This is a genomic window from Streptomyces sp. MZ04, assembly GCF_004684775.1.
Taxonomy (GTDB): Bacteria; Actinomycetota; Actinomycetes; order Streptomycetales; family Streptomycetaceae; genus Streptomyces.
Window position 1 is genome coordinate 18,977 of sequence record NZ_SRIC01000008.1, and the last position, 19,701, is coordinate 38,677.

At 69.9% G+C, this 19,701-nt stretch carries 14 protein-coding genes; 4 read left to right on the top strand and 10 right to left on the bottom strand.

Translation table 11 applies throughout. From position 1 onward, the window contains the following. Positions 1-93 precede the first annotated feature (93 nt). A complete protein-coding gene (locus E2651_RS03590; RefSeq protein WP_167828682.1) occupies positions 94-1,143 on the top strand; it encodes a ParB N-terminal domain-containing protein in 1,050 nt (349 codons plus the stop codon). A gap of 132 nt (positions 1,144-1,275) precedes the next feature. Here the strand turns inward: E2651_RS03590 and E2651_RS03595 are convergent, their stop codons facing one another. From E2651_RS03595 to E2651_RS03630, 8 genes are all read right to left on the bottom strand, one after another. Then, positions 1,276-2,013, bottom strand: a complete 738-nt coding sequence (locus tag E2651_RS03595; protein WP_135329487.1) for an ABC transporter ATP-binding protein — start codon at positions 2,011-2,013, stop codon at positions 1,276-1,278. Beyond that, entirely contained in the window at positions 2,010-2,774 is a 765-nt protein-coding gene (cbiQ, locus tag E2651_RS03600; protein WP_135329488.1) for a cobalt ECF transporter T component CbiQ, read from the bottom strand. Before cbiQ ends, E2651_RS03595 begins: the two co-directional genes overlap by 4 nt. A gap of 3 nt (positions 2,775-2,777) precedes the next feature. Beyond that, positions 2,778-3,974 carry an energy-coupling factor ABC transporter permease gene (locus E2651_RS03605; RefSeq protein ID WP_135329489.1) on the bottom strand — a complete coding sequence of 399 codons (1,197 nt, stop codon included), beginning with the start codon at positions 3,972-3,974 and terminating at the stop codon, positions 2,778-2,780. A 191-nt stretch (positions 3,975-4,165) separates the two neighbouring features. Further along, entirely contained in the window at positions 4,166-4,351 is a 186-nt protein-coding gene (locus E2651_RS03610) for a hypothetical protein (protein ID WP_135329490.1), read from the bottom strand. 8 nt (positions 4,352-4,359) lie between these two features. Next, positions 4,360-5,265 (bottom strand): lysophospholipid acyltransferase family protein, encoded by a 906-nt coding sequence (locus E2651_RS03615; protein WP_135329491.1) that lies wholly within the window; start codon positions 5,263-5,265, stop codon positions 4,360-4,362. After that, positions 5,262-6,839 (bottom strand): lactate racemase domain-containing protein, encoded by a 1,578-nt coding sequence (locus E2651_RS03620; protein WP_245238544.1) that lies wholly within the window; start codon positions 6,837-6,839, stop codon positions 5,262-5,264. The genes E2651_RS03615 and E2651_RS03620 overlap by 4 nt, the downstream gene beginning before the upstream one ends. A 10-nt stretch (positions 6,840-6,849) precedes the next feature. After that, positions 6,850-8,064 (bottom strand): zinc-binding dehydrogenase, encoded by a 1,215-nt coding sequence (locus E2651_RS03625; RefSeq protein WP_135329492.1) that lies wholly within the window; start codon positions 8,062-8,064, stop codon positions 6,850-6,852. Then, on the bottom strand, positions 8,061-10,439 hold the full coding sequence (locus tag E2651_RS03630; RefSeq protein WP_135329493.1) for an HAD-IB family hydrolase: 2,379 nt from the start codon (positions 10,437-10,439) through the stop codon (positions 8,061-8,063). Before E2651_RS03630 ends, E2651_RS03625 begins: the two co-directional genes overlap by 4 nt. Positions 10,440-10,744: 305 nt before the next feature. On the opposite strand from E2651_RS03630, the gene E2651_RS03635 reads away from it, so the two are divergent. The 3 genes from E2651_RS03635 to E2651_RS03645 are packed head-to-tail and all read left to right on the top strand — an operon-like array spanning position 10,745 to position 15,799. Beyond that, positions 10,745-11,017: a phosphopantetheine-binding protein gene (locus tag E2651_RS03635; RefSeq protein ID WP_135329494.1), complete on the top strand. Its 273-nt coding sequence runs from the start codon at positions 10,745-10,747 to the stop codon at positions 11,015-11,017. Between the two features lie 7 nt (positions 11,018-11,024). Then, complete coding sequence (locus tag E2651_RS03640) at positions 11,025-12,305, top strand: beta-ketoacyl-[acyl-carrier-protein] synthase family protein (RefSeq protein ID WP_135329495.1); 1,281 nt, start codon at positions 11,025-11,027, stop codon at positions 12,303-12,305. Beyond that, the gene (locus E2651_RS03645) at positions 12,302-15,799 is read left to right on the top strand and encodes an amino acid adenylation domain-containing protein (RefSeq protein WP_135329496.1); all 3,498 of its coding nucleotides are present in this window, start codon (positions 12,302-12,304) and stop codon (positions 15,797-15,799) included. Before E2651_RS03640 ends, E2651_RS03645 begins: the two co-directional genes overlap by 4 nt. 32 nt (positions 15,800-15,831) lie before the next feature. Here E2651_RS03645 and E2651_RS45895 read toward each other — a convergent pair whose 3' ends face one another. Together E2651_RS45895 and E2651_RS03655 are read right to left on the bottom strand one after the other, a co-directional pair. Next, positions 15,832-18,396, bottom strand: a complete 2,565-nt coding sequence (locus E2651_RS45895; RefSeq protein ID WP_135329497.1) for a beta-ketoacyl synthase N-terminal-like domain-containing protein — start codon at positions 18,394-18,396, stop codon at positions 15,832-15,834. 11 nt (positions 18,397-18,407) lie between these two features. Continuing rightward, positions 18,408-19,565: an OzmP gene (locus tag E2651_RS03655; protein ID WP_245238546.1), complete on the bottom strand. Its 1,158-nt coding sequence runs from the start codon at positions 19,563-19,565 to the stop codon at positions 18,408-18,410. Between the last annotated feature and the right edge of the window lie 136 nt (positions 19,566-19,701).

A 19,701-nucleotide genomic window follows, 5' to 3' on the forward strand; every position in this document is an offset into this window, starting at 1 on the left:
ACGCTCGAGGGCTCTCTAGTTAAATCCGGAAAACCATCGTGGTGTAGGGGGAAGCTACAAATGCCCGATCTCCGGGTCAAGTCAAATTCCCGTGTGTCGACGGAAGTCGAACTCGCCAGTAAGGATCTCGTCGGCCCGGTACAGGAGTCGCTGGATGTCTACGGCAACGGATCACTGGACCGATGTCCTGTGGTCTGGGTACGTATTGATTCCCTCGTTCTCGAGGGGTCTCCGCGTCAGGCAGGTGAAGACGAGAACCACACGCGCCTGCTTGCCGAGTCCGGCAATGCGCTTCCGTCGATAATCGTGCATCGGCCCACGATGCGGGTGATCGATGGAATGCATCGGGTTCAGGCGGCGTTACTGAACGGGAAGGAAGAGATATCTGCGCGTCTATTGGAGTGTGACGAGCGCGTCGCGTTCGTGCTCGCGGTACAGGCAAACATCACGCACGGTCTGCCGCTTTCGCACTCCGATCGAAAACTGGCCGCCGAGCGGATCATCGCATCCAATCCGCAGTGGTCGGACCGGGCGGTGGCGGCCGCAAGTGGTCTGTCCGACAAGACAGTTGCCCGAATCCGCGCCCAAGCGGCCGCCGATTCACCGGAGTCGGGAACGCGTCTCGGCCGCGACGGTCGTCGGCGGCCCGTCGACAGCGCGGACAGGCGCCGATTGGCCGCGGCGATGATCCGGGAACAGCCGGGCGCGGGAAATCGTGAAATCGCCCGGGTGGCCGGTCTTTCCCCGGCAACCGTCCGTGATGTGCGTCATCGCACGATGCTCGGTGAAGACCCGGTGCCCGCACGCTACCGGCAGGACGACCAGGCGTCGCAGGAGCCGTCCGGGCCGCAGCGGAGACTGGTGCCCAGCCGTCCGGGATCCAGGACTCCCGTTGTCCATATGGCCGCGATTCTGGGCCGGCTGCGCAGCGATCCCGCTCTGCGGATGAACGACACCGGGCGGCACATACTGCGCTGGCTGCATCACCACACGATCAATCCTGGCGAGATGCAGTACTTGGGGCACCATCTGCCTGATCACTGGACCAACTGCGTCGCGGATCTCGCGCGAGGCTACGCGACGGCGTGGGGCGACCTGGCCGAGCAACTCGACAAACGCTCTTCCCGCACGCCTCTGCGCTGACGGGCTCCTCCTCGCTGACGGGCTCCTCTGCACCGACGGGCGCGGGACTTCATTCTCTGCTCCAGCGCCGTGTCCGTTGTCGCCTCTGGGCGACGGGCACGGCACTGTCGTGTGTCCGGGCTCGGGTTCGGCTCACCGTCCGCGCGGATCGAAGCCGAAGGGCAGTTCGAGGCGGTGACTGCGCATCAGCTCCTCGTCGCCGAGCAGCTCGCCGGTGGGGCCGTCGGCCACGATCAGGCCCTGGCTGAGGATCACCGAGCGGGGGCAGAGCTCCAGGGCGTACGGGAGATCGTGAGTGATCATGAGAACGGTGACATCGAGGGAGCGCAGGATGTCGGCCAGTTCACGCCGGGAGGCGGGGTCGAGGTTGGAGGAGGGCTCGTCGAGCACCAGGATCTCGGGTTCCATGGCAAGCACGGTGGCCACCGCGACCCTGCGGCGCTGCCCGAAGGAGAGATGGTGCGGCGGCCGGTCCACGAACTCGGCCATGCCCACCTGAGCGAGCGCCTTGTCGACCCGCGCCTCCAGCTCGGGGCCGCGCAACCCGCTGGTCGCGGGCCCGAAGGCCACGTCCTCGCGGACGGTGGGCATGAAGAGCTGGTCGTCGGGGTCCTGGAAGACGATTCCGACACGGCGGCGGATCTCGGCGAGATGCTTTTTCCCGACCGCGAGGCCGCCCACGTGGACCGTGCCGGTGCCGCCGCCGAGGATGCCGTTGAGGTGGAGGACCAACGTGGTCTTGCCGGCGCCGTTCGGACCGAGCAGGGCGACCCGTTCCCCCTGCTCCACGGCGAGATCGACGCCGAACAGGGCCTGGTGGCCGTCGGGATAGGCGTACGCGAGGCCGGAGACGTCGAGGGTGCGCGTCATACGAAGGACCATCCCAGCAGACAGACGGCGAGCGCCGTCAGGGGCAGTGCGGCCGCGTGCGACCACTGGGCGCGGGTCCCGGTCACCTCGTCGATGACCGGCATGGACCCGGTGTAGCCGCGGCTGAGCATCGCCAGATGTACGCGCTCACCGCGTTCGTAGGAGCGGATGAACAGGGCGCCGGCGGACTTCGCGAGCACTCCCCAACTGCGCGGGCCGCGCGCCTCGAAGCCGCGGGACTCGCGAGCGATGCGCATCCGCCGCAGCTCTGCGGTGATCACCTCCCCGTAACGGAGCATGAAGGAGGCGATCTGTACCAGGAGGGGTGGCATCCGCAGCCGCTGCAGGCCGAGCAGCACTTCACGCAGTTCGGTGGTGGCGGCAAGCAGTACGGAGGCGGCGACGCCGAGGGTGCCCTTGGCCAGGATGTTCCAGGCCCCCCACAGACCGGACTCGCTGAGGGACAGGCCGAGGACGTCGGTGCGTGGTCCCTCTGCCACGAAGGGCAGCAGCAGGGCGAACGCCACGAAGGGCACTTCCACGGCAAGCCGCTTGAGCACAAAGAGCACGGGGGTCCGGGCCGCTCGTGCGACCGCGCCGATCAGCAGTGCGTACCCGCCGAACGCCCAGACCGCCTCGCGGGGGGTGGCCACCACGACCAGGACGAAGCCGAAGACAGCGGCGAGTTTGCAATGCGGTGGCAGCCGGTGCACGGCGGAATGCCCGTGCCGGTAGAGCTGGTGTGTGTGGCCTGCTCCCATGGCTCAGGGCACCTCCTGGTCGACAGCGGTCACAGCGGTCACAGCGGTCACAGCGGTCACAGCGGTCACAGCGGTCACAGCGGTGACAGCGGCGCGCTCAGGCTCGGAGGGCTGAGCGGCGGACCTGCGGCGGCGCACCACGATGAAGACGCCGGTGCCGACGGCGAGGGTCGTACCCACCCCGATGACGCCGGCCAGGCTCCGCGAGATCCCGTCGTCGTCGCTGTCCTTGCTGCCGTATCCGGCGAGCGGCGAATCCTTGGTCCCGGAGTCCTTCTGCTTCTCGTCGAAGCCCTGGTCGCCGGCGACCTTCTGCAGCCCGTCGGGAGCGTCGGAGGCGTAGTAGCTGACGACTCCGGCGAGCGCGAGGGAGGCCGCAACCCCCAGTGCCCACAGCCAGCGCTTGGCACGGCCGGGGCGGGCAGGCGCCGCCTCGGGTACGGGGGCGCGTACAGCGGGTACGGGCGGCGCCGGGCGGCCGGGGAGGGTCACCGCCGCGTTGCGCAGCTCAAGTCGGCGCCGCAGGCCCTGCGCGCCGTGCACCAGGTCCGGTCGGACCGCGGCCACGGAGCCCACGGTCAGCATCGTGATCGCGGCCTCGCCGAGGCCGATCAGCAGGTGGACGCCGACCATGGCGGTGGCCACCTTGGCCACGGACACATCCGCCGTGCCGCCCAGCGCGTACAGACAGGTGAAGGCTGCCGCCGCGGCCGGCACCGAGACGAATGCCGCGATGAAGGACGAGGCGCCGAGCGTGGTGCGCCGCCCGCGAGGCAGCAGCCGCAGCAGCACACGGAAGACGACCTGCGAGACGACGACGGTGACCACACCCATCAACGTGATGTTGATGCCGAGGGCGGTGAGGCCGCCGTCGGCGAAGAGCAGTCCCTGCACAAGCAGCACCACGGAGATGACGAGCACGGCCGTGTACGGGCCGACCAGGATGGTGGCGAGGGCCCCGCCGAGCAGATGGCCGCTGGTGCCGGCGCCGACCGGGAAGTTGAGCATCTGTACGGCGAAGATGAAGGCGGCGACCAGGCCGGCGAGCGGGGCGGTGCGCTCGGCCCCGGCTCCGGATGCGTCGGCCTCCCCGGCGATCTCCCGCCGAGCGCCGCGCAGGCTGACCGCCACGGCTGCCGCCGCCACGACCCCGGCTCCCACCGAGACCGGCGCGTCAATGAATCCATCGGGTACATGCATAGGGCGTATACCTCCCTGCCGGCTGACCGCTGCGGGCCGACCGCGCTGCCCGAAGGTAACCAGTTATTGCGAACAAGCCGCAATGGCATGGAAGTTGCCACAAGGCGCGGAGCGCGCGCCGTGCCCGGGGCGGGCAACCGCGCATTCTCCGCGGTCGGACACCGTGCCCGCCGGGGAGTTGCCGCCGGCGGTCAATTGCGGTCGCGGTCCTCGAGTTCGGCCCGCCACAGCACCTCATCGGGGGTCAGCCGCACCTGCCGCGTCGGCGGCTCGGGCGGCATCCCCAGCGTGGAGAAGCCGAAGGAGGTCGCAGCCTCCCGGACCGCCCGCGCCATCCGGCAGGCCGCGTCACCGACGATGTGCAGAACCCGCCTCACACCCCAGATCACTTCCCCGGGTCCCGCAGCGGCCTGCCGGCCTCCCAGACGCGCCGCCACGAAGCGGCCTGAGGCGGTCCCTTCGGACCGGCGAGCGACGCCGGTTCGTCCTGGCGCAGCGCGCCGTACCAGCCGAGCTCCTCCTCGTTCCACAATCGCGCGATGGCCGACGCAAGACGGGAGTTGAAGGCGCGCGCGCTCTCGCCCGGCTCCGGCCGCAGCGGCCGCCCGAAGCGGACCGATACCCGGGGTCGCCCCGGTACCGGCCAGCCGCGGCCGCGGGGCATGGCGGCGAACGAGCCGCGGATCGCGACAGGGACTGCCGGGATGTCGAACGCGCAGCACAGATAGGCGCTGCCGGCCTGGACCCGGTTCATCCAGCCGTCCGCCGATCTGGTGCCCTCGGGGAAGAGCAGCAAGTTCCAGCCGTCCTTGACCAGTTCGGGCGCGAGACTCTTCAAGCGCGTGGATCCCCTGCGCTCCACCGGGAACCCATTGATCACCAGGGCGGTCACGAAGCCGCGCCAGCGGGAGTCGAAGAAGTAGTCGGCGGCGGCCCCCACCGCGGTGCGGCGCGCGTATCGCGGCGGCAGCGCGCCGAGTACGAGCGGTGTGTCCAGATGGCTCGCGTGGTTGGCGACGAAGACCACGGGGCCGCGCAGCGCGTCGAGGTGCTCAAGACCTTCCACATCCGGGTCGCACACCGCCCAGGCCGTGGGCTTCAACAGCCCGCGCTGCAGGCCGTGGCGCACCGCGCCGGCCAGTGGCGTGCGCGCCCAGGCGGTGGCGAACTGTCGGCGCCTCGGCGGATTGCGGAAGGGCTCGGCCGAACGCGGTACGCGGGCCCGGCCGCGCCAGTCCCGGCCCTGGGCGAGCAGCCGGACCACACCGGTCAGCTTCTCCCCGCGGCTCATCGGACGTCCGCCAGGGCGAGCGGAGGACTGTGGTGATACGTGATCGACGGGCTCGAACCGACCGTCTCCCGGGCCATCTCCAGAGCGTCACCCAGGGTGCTCGCGGTGCGGAAGCCGAGGCGGGACGCGCTGCGCCGCTCGGCACCGACGAAGATGACGTCGCCGAGGTGCTCCAGGGCATGGGCGCCCCAGTACCACATGTAGAGGGGATGAACCCCGTGGTAGGCATGGCTGGTCCGGTACAGATGGGTGTACCAGGGATCGGTCGCGAACTGCTCCTCGTACTTCCGCTCGATGACCGCGGGATCCTTGGTCGAGGCCAGCACCGACTCGTAGAAGTCGATGTAGCTCGGATGGTGCACCGGATGGAACTCCTCCGGCATCGGGTGGTAGAAGATCCCGACGCCGCCCTTACGGACGATCGGCTGGTTCCGGTAGAGGTTGAAGAAGTAGCCGAGTCCGAGGGACATCACGAGGATCGGGTTCATGATGGAGTTGACGTTGTAGGGGCAGATGAACGGCAGCCCCCAGATCCCGATGTCGCTCTGCCCGCCGACCTCGGTGAGCTGCTGCCGGTGCACCATCTCCAGCGTGTGCGGGTGCACTTGCGCCGGTGCCCCCGCGTTGACACCGGTCAGGCCGTACGGCGCATGGCTGCGCTGCCACACCTCGCGCCGCAGCCTGGGCGGGCTCAGCGAGTTGGCCTTGCGGAACGCCAGGTATCCGGCCTGGTCGGCCAGCGTCCACTCCCATTCCCGCTTGTTCATGAAGCCGACATGCGGGGGGTAGGAGTCGCCGTTCACTGTCGACTCGATGGTGAAGACCCGGACATTGCGGCCAAGGACCTCGGCCATCCGGTCGTACGAGTGGTGCATCGCGGAGTTCGGCGGATCGTTGAACGACCTGGAGTTCTGCAGCGTGTGCACATTGTGGTGATGACGCAGGCTTCGGTACGAGGCGAGACCCACCGCGACCGATTTGCTGCCACCGCTCATCCCGGTCAGGGTGATGTTCACGTACACGATCAGATCGCTCTCGGCCGCGCGCCGGTTGATCTCGACCACCTCGCCGTGCCTGGTGGTGCCGAGCTCGGTCAGATGCGCGCGGTCCTCGGCGTCGTGGTTGCGCAGATGCGCCGGGAAGAAGGAGCGGAACACCCGGTCACCGACGGTCCGTTTGAGTTCGGCGGCCGTCATCCGGCGGTGCAGCGAGTTGGCGGCGAGGAGTTCGACATCGTCGACCCCGGCCCGCGCGGCCAGCTCAAGGACATGTTCGATGATGCGTTGCCGCACGTCCGGGGTGCGCATCTGGGGGAGCGGCAGCGACAGATCGTCGAAGACGATCGTCAGCCGCATCCCCGGCCGCAGCAACGTGGGCAGCGGGTCTTCGCCGTGCGGATGCAGCAGGGCACGGCGGATCGCGCCGTCGACGTCCTTCAGTCCCGGCAGCGAGTCCGGCGGATAGATCACCCGGGTGCCGAGTGGGAAGCGCTCAAGGCGCGCGCCCTCGCCCTCGTTGACGAGTAACGCCGGTGTCCGCTCGTCCACTTCGAGCACAAAGCCTGGTCGGCTCACGGTGACGCCCCTAATTCTGGTTCGGGTCGAATACGACTTTGACGGAGCCGAGCCGGCCGGCCGCGACCGCGTGCCCGATGGCCTCCCGCCAGCGGGACAGCGGAAAGACGGCATCGACGAATGACGCGAGCGGGGCGCGGCCGGCCAGGCCGATCGCCTCCGCGAAGTCCGGACGGGAGGCCGTATCGCCACCGCCGTCCGAGGCGTAGGAACCGATGAGACTGAGCTCCCTGAACCACACCGGCGTCAGATCGACGGAGCCGGACGGCATCCCGGACACCACGACGGTGCCCCCGGCCCGCACGGTGCGCAGCGCTGTGTCCAGACCGGACGCGCCGCCGGTGCAGTCGAAGGCCATGTCGACCCCACCGAGCAGGAACTCGGCGCCGAAATCGGGCCGTTCCAGCGCCCCGCCCGCCACAAGGCGCAGCGCCCTGGCCGTACGACCCGGGGCGAAGGTCTCGGTGGCGCCCAGCGATGTGGCCTTCTCCCGCTGGTGCGCGTGCTTGGCGACGACGTACACCGGCCCCGCCGCGGAGAGTTCGCGCAGCGCAAGCACGGTGAGCAGCCCGACCGTGCCGGCGCCGACGACAAGCACCGAGGCTCCCGGAGGGACGGCCGCGCGGCGCACCGAGTGGATGGCGCAGGCCAGCGGCTCCACCAGCACCGCGCTGCGGTCGTCGAGGGTGTCCGGGAGCGGATGGAGCTGGGTGGTGTGCGCGAGCAGGGAACGGCTCCAGCCGCCTCCGGTCGCGGCGCAGAACCCGGTCTGCAGCCCGGGGCCGAGCGTCCCCGTCGTGATGTGCCCGCAGCGGCTCGGCCGGCCGGCCGAGCAGTGCGGGCACAGCTCGGTGGCCCTGGCCGTGCACGAGAGCACCGGGTCGACAACCACCCTGCTGCCCTTGGGAATTCCGGGAAAGTCCTCCAGGGATTCGGCCACGATCTCGTGACCCGGGACGAACGGCAGCGAGACCAGAGGGCCGAGATACGGCGAGGAGCGCCCGGTGAACAGGGCCAGGTCGGAGCCGCAGATACCGGAGAGCAGCGGCCGTAGCCGTACCCAGCCGGGCCCATCCGGCTGGGGGTCGGGCCGGTCGACAAGACGCAGTGGGGAGACCGAGCCGGCCACCGCACCGGCCAGTCGGGCGCCGCCGGGGGCCGCGGCGATACCGCGGGCGGCCAGGTATCTGGCCGGGGAACGATAGAACTCCAGTGCCCGGGTCATGAGTTGGCACCCCTTCCCGGCCTCGCCGACAGCGCGATCGCGGCCGCCTCAAGACGTCCGCCGGTGTACGCGCCCCAGTGGTCGATCCGCCAGGAGCGGCGTTTGGCGTGCCGGTAGAGCCGGGCATCCGGGTTGACCGCGACCGGGTTGCCCACCAGCGCGAGCAGCGGGGTGTCCGAGAAGCTGTCGCCGTAGGCGTAACTGCGGCCGAGATCGATCCCGGCGACCCCTGCGTAGCGGCGGGTCCAGGCTGCCCTGGCCTCCCCGACGATGGGTGGACCCTCGAGGAATCCGGTCAGTACGCCCTCATGCGCCTGGAGGCGGCTGGCGACGATCTCGTCGAAGAGCGGACCGAGCGGCTCGGTGAGGATGTCGGCGGTGCCGGTCAACAGAACGGTGCGGTGTCCGGCGGCGCGGTGATCGCGGATCCGGCGGATCGCTTCCGGGTACGAGCGGTGCAGCAGGGCGTCGCCGATCCGATGGCGGACCACCGCGCGCAGTTCGGCCTCGCCGCAGCCCTCGTAACGCCTCATGAACGCTCTGATGAACTCGCCGCGGTCACGCCGTTCCGCACGCAGATAGCCGGGCACTGATGTCGCCAACGAGGCGAGCTCGCCCGGCCAGGCCGAGCGGGGACGGTCGATCAGCCGGGTCCACAGGTAGACCTCGACGAGATTCGAGCCGAGTACGGTCCCCTCCAGATCGAACACCGCGGCGATGTCCTGGCCTTCGGGCAGGTTGCCCGGCGAGGCCCGCCGCTTGCGCGGCCCGGCGGTTCGGCGTGCCACCGCCGTCACTGCCGGGCAGTACACCTCGCGGATGTAAGACGGCCAGTCGACCCTGGCCACGTCGAAGTCCGGGCTGCCTTTCGCCTGCGCGCGATGAAGTGCGAGGACGTTGTGGTCGCCGTACAGGGCTTCGACGCTGCCGTAGCCGCCGTACAGATCGAGCAGCTTGCGCAGGGACTCGGTGACCCGGGTGTCTTTGTGCGTCCGGTCGAGCCAGTTCCTGGTCCGTTCGGTGGCGGGCAGACGCAGCAGCACGCGGTCCGCGAGCCCCAGCGCCTTCTCGGCTGCTTTCAGTGTCCGTTCCGCCTTCGCGGCGCCGGTGAACTGCCATGTCGGCACCTTGACATGACCCCGAGCGCCGCTCGGCAGTGGATGGTCGCGGAAGTACTGGGACACCTGGAGGTGGAGGTCGCGCTGCGTGAGCGGATTGCGTGCGCCGGTGCCGATGTGGAAGTACTCCGGCTCACCGTGCTGCTCACCAGGGGCGGCGGCCACAGCGAGCACGGCGGAGGTGACGAGGTCCACCGGCACGAGGTCGATCACGCTCTCGGGGTGGACGGGGAACTCCGGAATGTCGCCCCGACCGTAGGCGAGGACGATCGGGTCCATCATTTTGAACGACTCGAACCAGCCCGGATACGGGAGTTCCAGTGCCGCCTGCACAATCGTCGGCCGCACCACGGAGAGCCGGAAGCCGGCCGCACGAGCGCGCTCCTCGGCCACCCGCTCGCCGAGCGCCTTGGTGAACGTATAGACATCGGTCCACCCCAGTGCCTGCCCGCGCACCCGGCCCGCGGCGACCAGCCGATCATGCACCCAGTCGCGGCGGTCCTGCTCGACGGCGTCCACGACGGCGCGTGGTCCCGCCTTGCCGTCCCGGGCCCGCGCCGACTCAAGGAGCGACCCCAGCACTCCCGGGGAACGGGACAAGCGCTCGGCCTCCTCGCGTGCCGCAAGCGCGTGGTCGAGCTCGCAGCGCCAGTCCACGTCGTGCGCAAGGGACTGCTCGGGGATGACTCCCTTGCGCACGGCGGAGACGTACGCGGTCGAGACATGCACCACGTGCGGCGGGGTGTCCGAAGCGGGCAGGGCCGAGTAAAGGTCGTGCACACCCTGGACGTTGATACGGAACGCCTCGTCGGCCGGCGGGTCGAAGGAGACCGTCGACGCGCAGTGCAGCACCGCGGTGAGGTCCGCGGGCAGTGCGGGCAGCGCGCCCCCGATATCGCCTTCCAGCGCGCTCACCCGGTCGGCGAGCGCGGCCTGCACTCCCGCGTAGCCGACCCGTTCCCGCAGCGCGCCGAAGACCGGCTTGCGGGCAAGGCCGGCAAGCCGGTCGGCGGCCGGCGCGGTGCCACGGCGCCGGATCAGCACGCTGATCCGGGTGTCGGGGTGGTCGACGAGCAGCCGCTCCAACATCGCCTGGCCGAGGAAGCCGGTGGCGCCGGTGAGCAGCACATGGCCGGTCAGCCGGCCGGGCCGGGCCGAGCTCCGGGCAGGTGGTGGCACGGCATACCTCCGGTACGGAGTCGCATGGTGGATGGGGCGGTCGCGTACGGGGACCGGCCGGTCGGGTGGGGAGGACATCGAGGGTCCTGCGCTGCCCGGCACACTGTCGAGGCTTCGGCAGGCTAGGCCACCGGCAGAAGACCGGGCAATCGCCGTCCGCGTGGTGTCGCCCGTTCAACTGCAGGTCAGTGGGGTGCAGTTGGGAGGACGGGGGCGAAAGGGCTGGGCAACCACGGAGATTCCGGGGTTGCCCACATGGGGCGCCGGTCCCTCGCGGTGTGCAACCGCCGCACAGCGTGCCTTCCCGGCCGACCGCGTGCCAGGGTGCTGTCGGCCAGGGCCAACTGCGCCGACATGCTTCGGCGACGTATTCAGGAGTCGATGTGATCGAGACAATTCGCGAGTCGGTGATGGCCGCCTTGACCGACATGAATTTCGACCTCAGCGAACTGACGGGGACCATGGTGCTCGGCCCGGCCGGGCTCGACCTCGAATCGCTCGGCGTGGCTGAACTCGCGGTGCGTATCGAGGACGATTTCGGGGTGCGGTTCGCCGACGAGGAGCTGCCCGCGATGGCGGAGCTGACACTCGACGGGCTCGTCGCCCTGGTGGCCGAGCGGGCCGGCGCGGCCTCGGCCGCCGGCCAGGCCGACTGAGCCGGCCGTGGCTGATCCGAGGCGGGCCCACCAGCGGGCCGTGGTGACGGGCATCGGTCTGGTCACGCCGCTGGGCGAGGACGTGGACGAGTTCTTCGAGGCGCTGTGCCTGCCCCGGTCGGGTCTGGTGCGGCCGCCGGCCGGCCATGTCGCCGAAGGTCTCCTCGACGCTGTCGGGATCGCGCCCGAGCTGGACGCGGCCCAGCTCGTGCCCCGGCACGACACCGGTGTCGCCGATCGCTTCTCGCTGATGGCGGTGGCCGCGGCCGATGCCGCGCTGGCCGACGCCGGTATCAAGATCGGTGAGGACGTGGATCCACAGCGGGTCGCCGTCGTCGGCTCCACCGGTGCGGGCGGCATGATCACTTTCGAACGGCAGGCGCGGTCCTCCGGGGAGCGGGGCTCCTCGGGCGTGACATCGTTCCTGTACGCCGCTTTCCTGCCGAACATGTCCACGGCACGCATCGCGATCAAGCACGGGATCCGCGGCTACAGCTCGACCCACACCACCGCCTGCGCGGCCAGCGCCCACGCCATCGCCGAGGCCTACCGGCTGATCTCGGCCGACGACGCCGACGTGGTGGTGTGCGGGGGTACGGAGGCGACGCTGGGTCTCACCGGCATCGCGGGATTCCGCAACGCCCGTGCTCTGGCCACGGGTTGGAGCGAGGACCCGACCGCCGCCAGTCGTCCCTTCGACACCCGGCGCAACGGCTTTGTGCTGAGCGAGGGCGGCGGCATGCTGGTGATCGAGCGGGCGGATCTCACCGACGCCCGCGACGGCGTCGGCTACGCCGATCTCACCGGGTGGGGATGCACCACGGACGCGTTTCACCTGATGATGCCGAACCCGGACGGGTCCGGAGTCGCGCAGTGCCTGCGTACGGCGATCAGCCGGGCCGGTCTCGTGCCCGGGGACATCGGCTACGTCAACGCCCACGGCACCGGCACGAAGATCGGCGACATCGCCGAGGCCGCCGCCATCCGGCAGGTCTTCGGCGCCGACCAGCCCGCGGTGAGCTCGACGAAGGGGGTGACGGGGCATCTGCTCGGTGGCGCGGGGGCGGTGGAGGCGGCCGCCACGGTCCTGGCCGTGTCCCGGGGTCTTCTGCCGCCGACACGCAACCTCGATGAGCCCGACCCGCGCTGCGATCTCGACCATGTCCGCGGCACCGCCCGCCGCGCTCCGGCGCATGCCGCGCTTTCGACGTCCTCGGCGTTCGGCGGCCACAACGTGGCGCTGGTCTTCGAACCGCCCAGCACGCGCCGCAACAGGAACCAGCGGTGACGGCGTCCCTCAGCTGTGTGCTGGCGGGGGAGAACGCACTGCTGGCCGAATGCGCCTCCCGATGGCTGGAGAAGGGCCATCGCATCATCGCGCTGATCGCCCCGGATCCCGAGTTACGTGCATGGGCGCGCCGGCGGAACATCCCGGCTCTCGCCCGGTTCGACGAGCTCGAACCCGCGCTGGACGGTGCGCCGTTCGACTACCTGTTCAGCATCAGCAACCTGCGGCTGGTGCCGCAGCGGCTGCTCACCCTTCCGCGCCGCCTTGCCGTCAACTTCCATGACGCGCTGCTGCCGCGGCACGCCGGGCTGCACGCCACCAGCTGGGCACTGCTTGCGTCGCCCGTCGAAAAGTCGCCCGTCGAACACGGAGTGACCTGGCATGTGATGACAGAGGCCGCCGACGAGGGCGACATCCTTCTGCAGCGCGGGTTCACCGTCGATGCCGACGAGACGGCGTACAGCCTCAACATCAAGTGCTTCCAGGCCGGTGCGGACTCGTTCGCCGAGCTGACGGATCTGCTGGCCGCGGGCGGGGAGCGGCGGGTGCCGCAGAATCTGGGGCTGCGCACCTACCACGGCCGCCATGACGTACTGCCCGACGGTGGACTGCTGCGCTGGTCGCGAGACGGGGCAGCGCTGCACGCCCTGGTGCGCGCGACGTGTTTCGGCCCTCATCCCAACCGGCTTGGCACCGCGAAGGCAGTCGGGCCCGGCGAGATCCTGACGGTGGCGGAGAGCCGGCTGTCCCGGTCGCGCAGTGGCCTGCGACCCGGCACCGTCGTGTCCGTCGACGGCGACGGGATCACGGTTGCCACCGGCGGTGGTGATCTCACGCTGGGCGGATTCGCCCTCCCGGACGCAGAACCCGTCACACCTCTCCAACTCGCGGCCCGCTGGGGTCTTGAGCGCGGTCGGCTGCTGCCCGAGCCGGACGACGAGGCGGTGGGCGAGCTGGTCGCCCAGCTGACCGCGACCCGCGCCGACGAGGCGTACTGGGTGCGCCGCCTTGCCGGTCTCCGCCCGATGGACCTGTGCCACCGCGGCGCCGTAACCGCCCCCGCGGCAGTCGGCCGGCTGGATCTGACGACAGCCGCGCCGCCCGGACTCGCGTCGATCCGTCCCGGCGACCGGGCGGGGGCTCTGCTGGCGGCCGTGCTGCTCTATCTGGCCAGGACTGCCGGTGAAGACGAGGCCGACATCGGATTTCGGGCGGCACAGCACGCGGCCGACGCCCGTCTGTTCGCCGCCGCCGTGCCGCTGCGGCTGCCCGTACCGGAGCCGGGGCTCGGCTTCGCGGACTATTGCGTGGCGGTCGCCGACGCGGTGGCCGCCGCCGACAAGCGCGTCGGCTTTCTCCGGGACGTACGGTCCCGGTACCCGGTCCTGAGGAAGGTTCCCGGACCGCACGGGCTGCCCATTGTCGTGCGGATCGGTGCGGCCGATACGGAGCAGGTCGGCGGCGGCACAGCGGAGATCCTCGTGTCTCCCACCGGTGACCGGTGCGTGTGGCGTCTGTCGGCGGACCGGATCGCAGCGGACGCGGCCGAGGCGCTGCGTGCCGACTTCGGCGCCTTCCTGCGGGCGCTCGCGGACGCGCCCCACGATGTCGCCGCCGTACCGCTGCTGTCCGGCAGCAGGCGGCAGCTCGTCCTCGACCGCTGGAACGCCACCGGCGCGGACTATCCGAGGGACAGGTGCGTACCCGATCTGATCGCTCGGCAGGCACGGCGCCGACCGGAGGCCGTCGCCGTGGTGTCCGACGGCGGGACACTGACGTATCGCGGGCTCCAGGAGCGCTCGGACAGACTGGCCGTGGCACTGGCCGATAGGGGGGTCGAGCCGGGAGACCTGGTCGGCGTCCACCTTCGGCGCTCCGCCGATCTGGTCGTAGGCCTGCTCGGCGTGATGAAGGCGGGTGCCGCCTACGTACCGCTGGATCCGGTGTACCCGCCGGACCGCATCCGCGCCATGCTGGCCGACGCGGGCGCCCGGCTCGTGGTCACGAACGGCGGTCCCACCTCGCCATGGAAAGGAGTGCTGCCCGAACTGTGCCTCGACCGGCTGCCGCAGGGCGTCGTCGTCCCGTCGCCGTATGCGGCCCGGCCCGACGGCCTCGCCTACGTCATCTACACCTCGGGCTCGACGGGCCGCCCCAAAGGGGTGCGGGTCGGGCATCGCGCACTGGTCAACTTCCTGTGCTCGATGGCTGGTTCCCCGGGCTGCACCGCGGACGACCGACTCCTCGCCGTCACCACCGTTTGCTTCGACATCGCCGGTCTCGAGCTGTTCCTGCCTCTGATCTCCGGCGGTTCCACAGAGCTGGTGCCCGAGCGGACGGCCACCGACGGTTTCGCACTGCGCAAGCGGATCCGTGTCTCCCGGCCGACCCTGATGCAGGCGACACCGGCGACCTGGCGGATGCTGATCGCAGCCGGCTGGGACGGTGAGCCGGGGCTGCGGGCGCTGTGCGGGGGAGAGGCGCTTCCCCCGGATCTGGCGGCCGGGCTGCTGACCCGCTGCGCACAGCTGTGGAATCTGTACGGCCCGACCGAGACCACCATCTGGTCGTCGGCAGTCCGGCTCGGGCCGGGAGACCGGATCACCCTGGGCCGGCCCATCGCCAATACCCGCTGCTACGTGAGGGATGCCCAGGGCCGGCCGCTGCCGCCGTATGTGCCGGGGGAGTTGTACATCGGCGGGGACGGGGTGGCGGACGGCTACCACGCGCGGCCGGAGCTGACGGCCGAGAAATTCACCTCCGACGAACTCGCCGGGACCGGACGGCTGTACCGCACCGGGGACCTGGTGCGGTACCTCGCCGACGGGCGCCTCGAGTATCTGAACCGGATCGACGACCAGGTGAAGCTGCACGGCTATCGCATCGAACTCGGCGAGATAGAGGCGGCCCTGACCGGGCACGGAGGAGTGGCGCGAGCGGTCGTGGTGGTCCGTGAGGACGTTCCGGGAGACCGGAGGCTGGTGGCCTATCTCGTTCCCTCCGCGAGCGGACTGCCCGGAGCCGCGACGCTGCGCGGGCATCTCGCGCGGCTGCTCCCCGGCTATATGGTGCCCGCGCTGTTCGTACCGCTCGTCGAGATCCCCGTCACCCGCAACGGCAAGGTGGACCGCAAGGCGCTGCCCGTGCCGCCGGTCGATGCGGGCACCGGTCAGGCCGGGCCTCGCCCGCAGGACGGAGCGCAGGCCGCCGTTGCCGCCATCTGGCGGCGGGTACTGCGCCGGGACGACATCGGGGCCGACGACAACTTCTTCGACGCGGGCGGAAGTTCACTGTTGATCGTCGAGGTGATATCCAACCTGAACAGCGAGTTCGGGGTGGATCTTGCCTCCGTGGACATGTTCCGCAACCCCACCGTGCGCAGTATGGCCACGCATCTGTCGGCGCTGGCAGGCGTGGGCCCGATGGTGAGCGCCACGGCTTACGGGCGGCGCCTGGACCGGTCGCTGATCCACCGGCGCAGGAACCGCCCTTGAGCAGCGTCCCGTCTACTGTCTGAGGGTCTCGGCTACTGTCCGAGGGTCTCGGCGAAGTTCCGTACGAACTCCTCGATGGTCGGGTAGTCGATGAACGCGGTCGCCGGAATCTCGCAGCGCAGCTCGTCGCTGAGCTTGGCCGTCAGCTCGATCAGCATCAGTGACTCGGCATTGAGGTCGAACAGATTGACCGCCGGATCGGGCAGCCCGCTCTCGGTGGGCTGCGGGCCGAGCGCCTTGCCGATCTCCGCCTGGAGATACTGAGTGAGCAGGTCTTCCTGCTCCGCTCCCCAGCGCCCGCCGACGATCTCACCCAGCGAAGGACCGTTCTGCGGGTGAGCACCGCAGCTTTCCGGGTCGTACCAGAAACGCTCACGCTGGAACGGATACGTGGGCAGTCCCACTCTGCGGAACGGTCGGCCGGAGTGGACCCGGGACCAGTCCACGGTCAGCCCGGCCAGCCAGGCCTGCCCGAGTGAGGCGAGCAGCCCGGACATGCCGGGGTCGTGGACCGAGCCGTAGTCCGGGGCCATGCGCACGGGTATCAAGCCTGAGTCCCGCACCGCAGTCGCCATCGACGCCGGGTCGGACCCGTCCGCGGCGGAGACCGGACTGCCGGGGCCCCGCCAGCCGTCGCCGTCGGCCAGCCACAGCGGCTCGGCGGACGCAGTGGCCGGCGGTCCTGCCTGCCCCGGGTCCAGCATGAACGCCACGTCGAACAGGCCCGCCAGACAGCCCGCCGCGCGCCAGCCCTCGCCCGTGGCGAGCAGCCCGGCGGGCCGTACGCCCCAGCAGGACCACACCTGGGCCGTGGCGTACTCCGCCAGGGCCGCGGCTACCGCGTCGCCCGTAGTGAGTGCCTTGCGAGCGTCGTCCTCGTCGCCGACAAGACCGGTACAGGCGTTGTTGACGGCGGCGCGGAATGCGGGGAGTTGCTCGTACAGCGCCACGGCGTGCGCGCCGCCGTCCGGCGAGAGACCCGTGCACAGGAACGCGGCAGAGCCGGATTCTCGTACCACCTCGGCGGCCGCCACGCGGTCCCGGCTGCCGACCGCGAGCGCCATGGCGGCGTCCCGGACGCCGTCGGCGACGACGAACCTGCGGTGTGCGTGAACGCGGCGACCGAGAGCCAGCGTTCCTGCGACGTCATGCAGAGGTGTCGCGGGAGCACGCCGCAGATGCCGGGCAAGAGTGGCGGCGGCGCGGTCCGCGGCGGGCGCGGTGGCAGCGGACACCAGAAGCAGAGCCGGGCCCTCGAAGACTGCCGGGGCAGCGGGCCGGGCCGGCGGCTCCTCGAGCACCACATGGGCGTTGGTCCCTCCGATGCCGAAGGAACTCACCCCCGCGCGGCGTGGTCCGTGGCCGGCAGTCTGCCAGTCGCACAGCTCCGTGTGCACGCTGAACGGACCCTCGGCGAACGGGATCTGCGGATTCGGCGACTCGAAGTCGGCGGCCGGCACAAGACGGCCGTGGCGCAGCATCAGCACGGTCTTGATGAGCCCCGCCATGCCCGAAGCAGTGTCCAGATGCCCGATGGCGGACTTCACCGAGCCCAGGGCGCACGCATGATCCGGTCCTGCCGGGGCGAACGCGGCGTTGAGTGCGGCCACTTCGACGGGATCGCCGAGAGCCGTCCCCGTCCCGTGCGCCTCGACGTACGTGATCGTCTCCGGCGGACACTCGGCCACCCGCAGCGCGTCACTGATGACGGCTGCCTGACCATCGATGCTCGGCGCGGTGTAACTCGCCTTCAGCGAACCGTCGTTGTTGATCGCCGAGCCTTTGATCACCGCATGGATCAGATCGCCGGCCGCCAGTGCGTCGCTCAGCCGCTTCAGAACCACCACTCCGACGCCGCTTCCGAGCACCGTGCCCTGCGCCTTGGCGTCGAAGGCACGGCACCGCCCGTCGGGCGAGAAGATCATGCCTTCCTGGTACAGATATCCCTGGTCCTGTGGGATGCGGATATGGGCGCTGCCGGCCAGCGCCGTATCGCACTCTCCGCCGAGCAGGGCCAGGCACGCCAGATGGACGGCGACCAGCGAAGTGGAGCACGCGGTACCGACGTTCACACTGGGCCCGCGCAGCCCCAGCTTGTACGAGACCCTGGTGGCGAGGAAGTCCTTGTCACTGGCGATCATCAGCCGGTAGCGCTCGACATCGGATGCCGTGCGAAACCGGTCGGCCAGATAGTGCCAGGCGTACGCGTTGAGTCCGGCCCCCGCATAGACACCGACCGTGTCGAGGCAGCGGTCGGGATCGCAGCCGGCATCCTCAAGGGCGGTCAGCGCGCACTCCAGGAAGACGCGCTGTTGCGGGTCGAGCACTTCGGCCTCGTCCCGCGGGATACGGAACAGGTCCGCGTCGAACATATCGCTGTCCGCAAGCACCTGGCCCGCCTTCACATAGCGTGGATCGGCCAGCAGTTCCGGGGCCACGCCGGCCGCAAGCAGCTCCTGACCGGTGAAGTACGTGGTGGTCCGGGTGCCGGCGCACAGGTTCTGCCAGAACTGCCCCACGTTCTCGGCGCCGGGAAAACGGCACGCCATCCCGACGACGGCCACATCCGCCTCGCGTATCTCGACAGTCGCATCCATGGTGGGTCCTTTCACGGCAACCGGATGCCCACGTCGGCCGCGACGGCGGGCATGTCGAGGAAGCTCTGGGCGACGAACCGAGCCGCTGACTCGTCGGCGTCCAGATCGCGGAAGATGTCGATGAGCTCCCGCAGTTGCTCGTCGCGATCGCCCTCCCCGGCGGCGATCTGCAGGGTCACTTCCCGCAGCCGTTCCTCGACCCGCTGGATGTCGAGGACCTGGGGGAACTTGATGCTGAAGGTGGAGCGGTGAGTGCCGCTGTTGTTGCGCTTGACCGCGCGCACATGGCTGGCCGCGTTGAGCTTGTAGAACATGCAGTCCCAGTGTTTGAACGAGTAGTAGTTCAGCAGCGGGAACAGGGTGCAGTGGGTTTCCAGCGGTGAGGACTCGTAAAGCCCCTTGGCCTTCAGCTCGGCCACCATCCGGTCCGGGTCGTAGCTGTGCCGCATCGCGATGAACGGAAACACGATCTTGGGCAGCTCGTGTTCCTCCGCGAACAGCACCTCTTCCAGCTCGCCCCGGAACACCTCGTCGGTCAGCCGGGTCCCGAACGCGTCGTAGAAACCCCGGACGATCTCCCTGACATTGGACTCCATCGTCAGGATCTGCTGCGGGTCCGCGCACATCGCGATGTAGGGGATGCGGTGGCGATGGGCGTGCAGCACCGCGCGCAGCACGAAGAAGGTACGGCACGAGGCGCACGGCAGCTTCTCGTCGAGGTAGGTACCCGGCTTTCTCGGGGCAGGCCGGTTGAAGACCTCCCGCATCACCTTCTTGATGCTGTCGTCGTCCGAGTCAAGGACGAAGTCCGCCGGAATCTTCTCCCGGGCAAGCCGGATGTTGTCGGCGGCATGCGCACTCTCGAACGGCACATCGAAGGTATAGGCAAGGACGCGTTTGCCGAATTCATTGACAAACTTGTCCAGCATGTAGGTGCTGTCCTTGCCGCCGCTGTACATGAAGAGACAGTCGTACGGCACAGCCGGATTCCGAGGCGCCTGCTGAAATTCCTCGAAGACCGCGTTGGTGTACCGGTAGTTCACCAGTAGATCGCCGGCTATGTCCAGCCGGCAAAGATTGCACACCCCGGCATCATCGACGGATATCCCCGGATGTCCGCTACTCAACGTACACACACTGCAAAGAGTCACGGCGGTCAGGCTAACCAACGTCTAGGCCGGATTCTGCCGGTTCAACTGCGGAATCGGTGCGCAGTTGTCACCGGCCGTACGCTGGTGAAGACTTCCCGGCCCAAACGCTGCTGCCGCGAATGCGAACGGCGCCGTATCGCCGCTATTCCAGGAC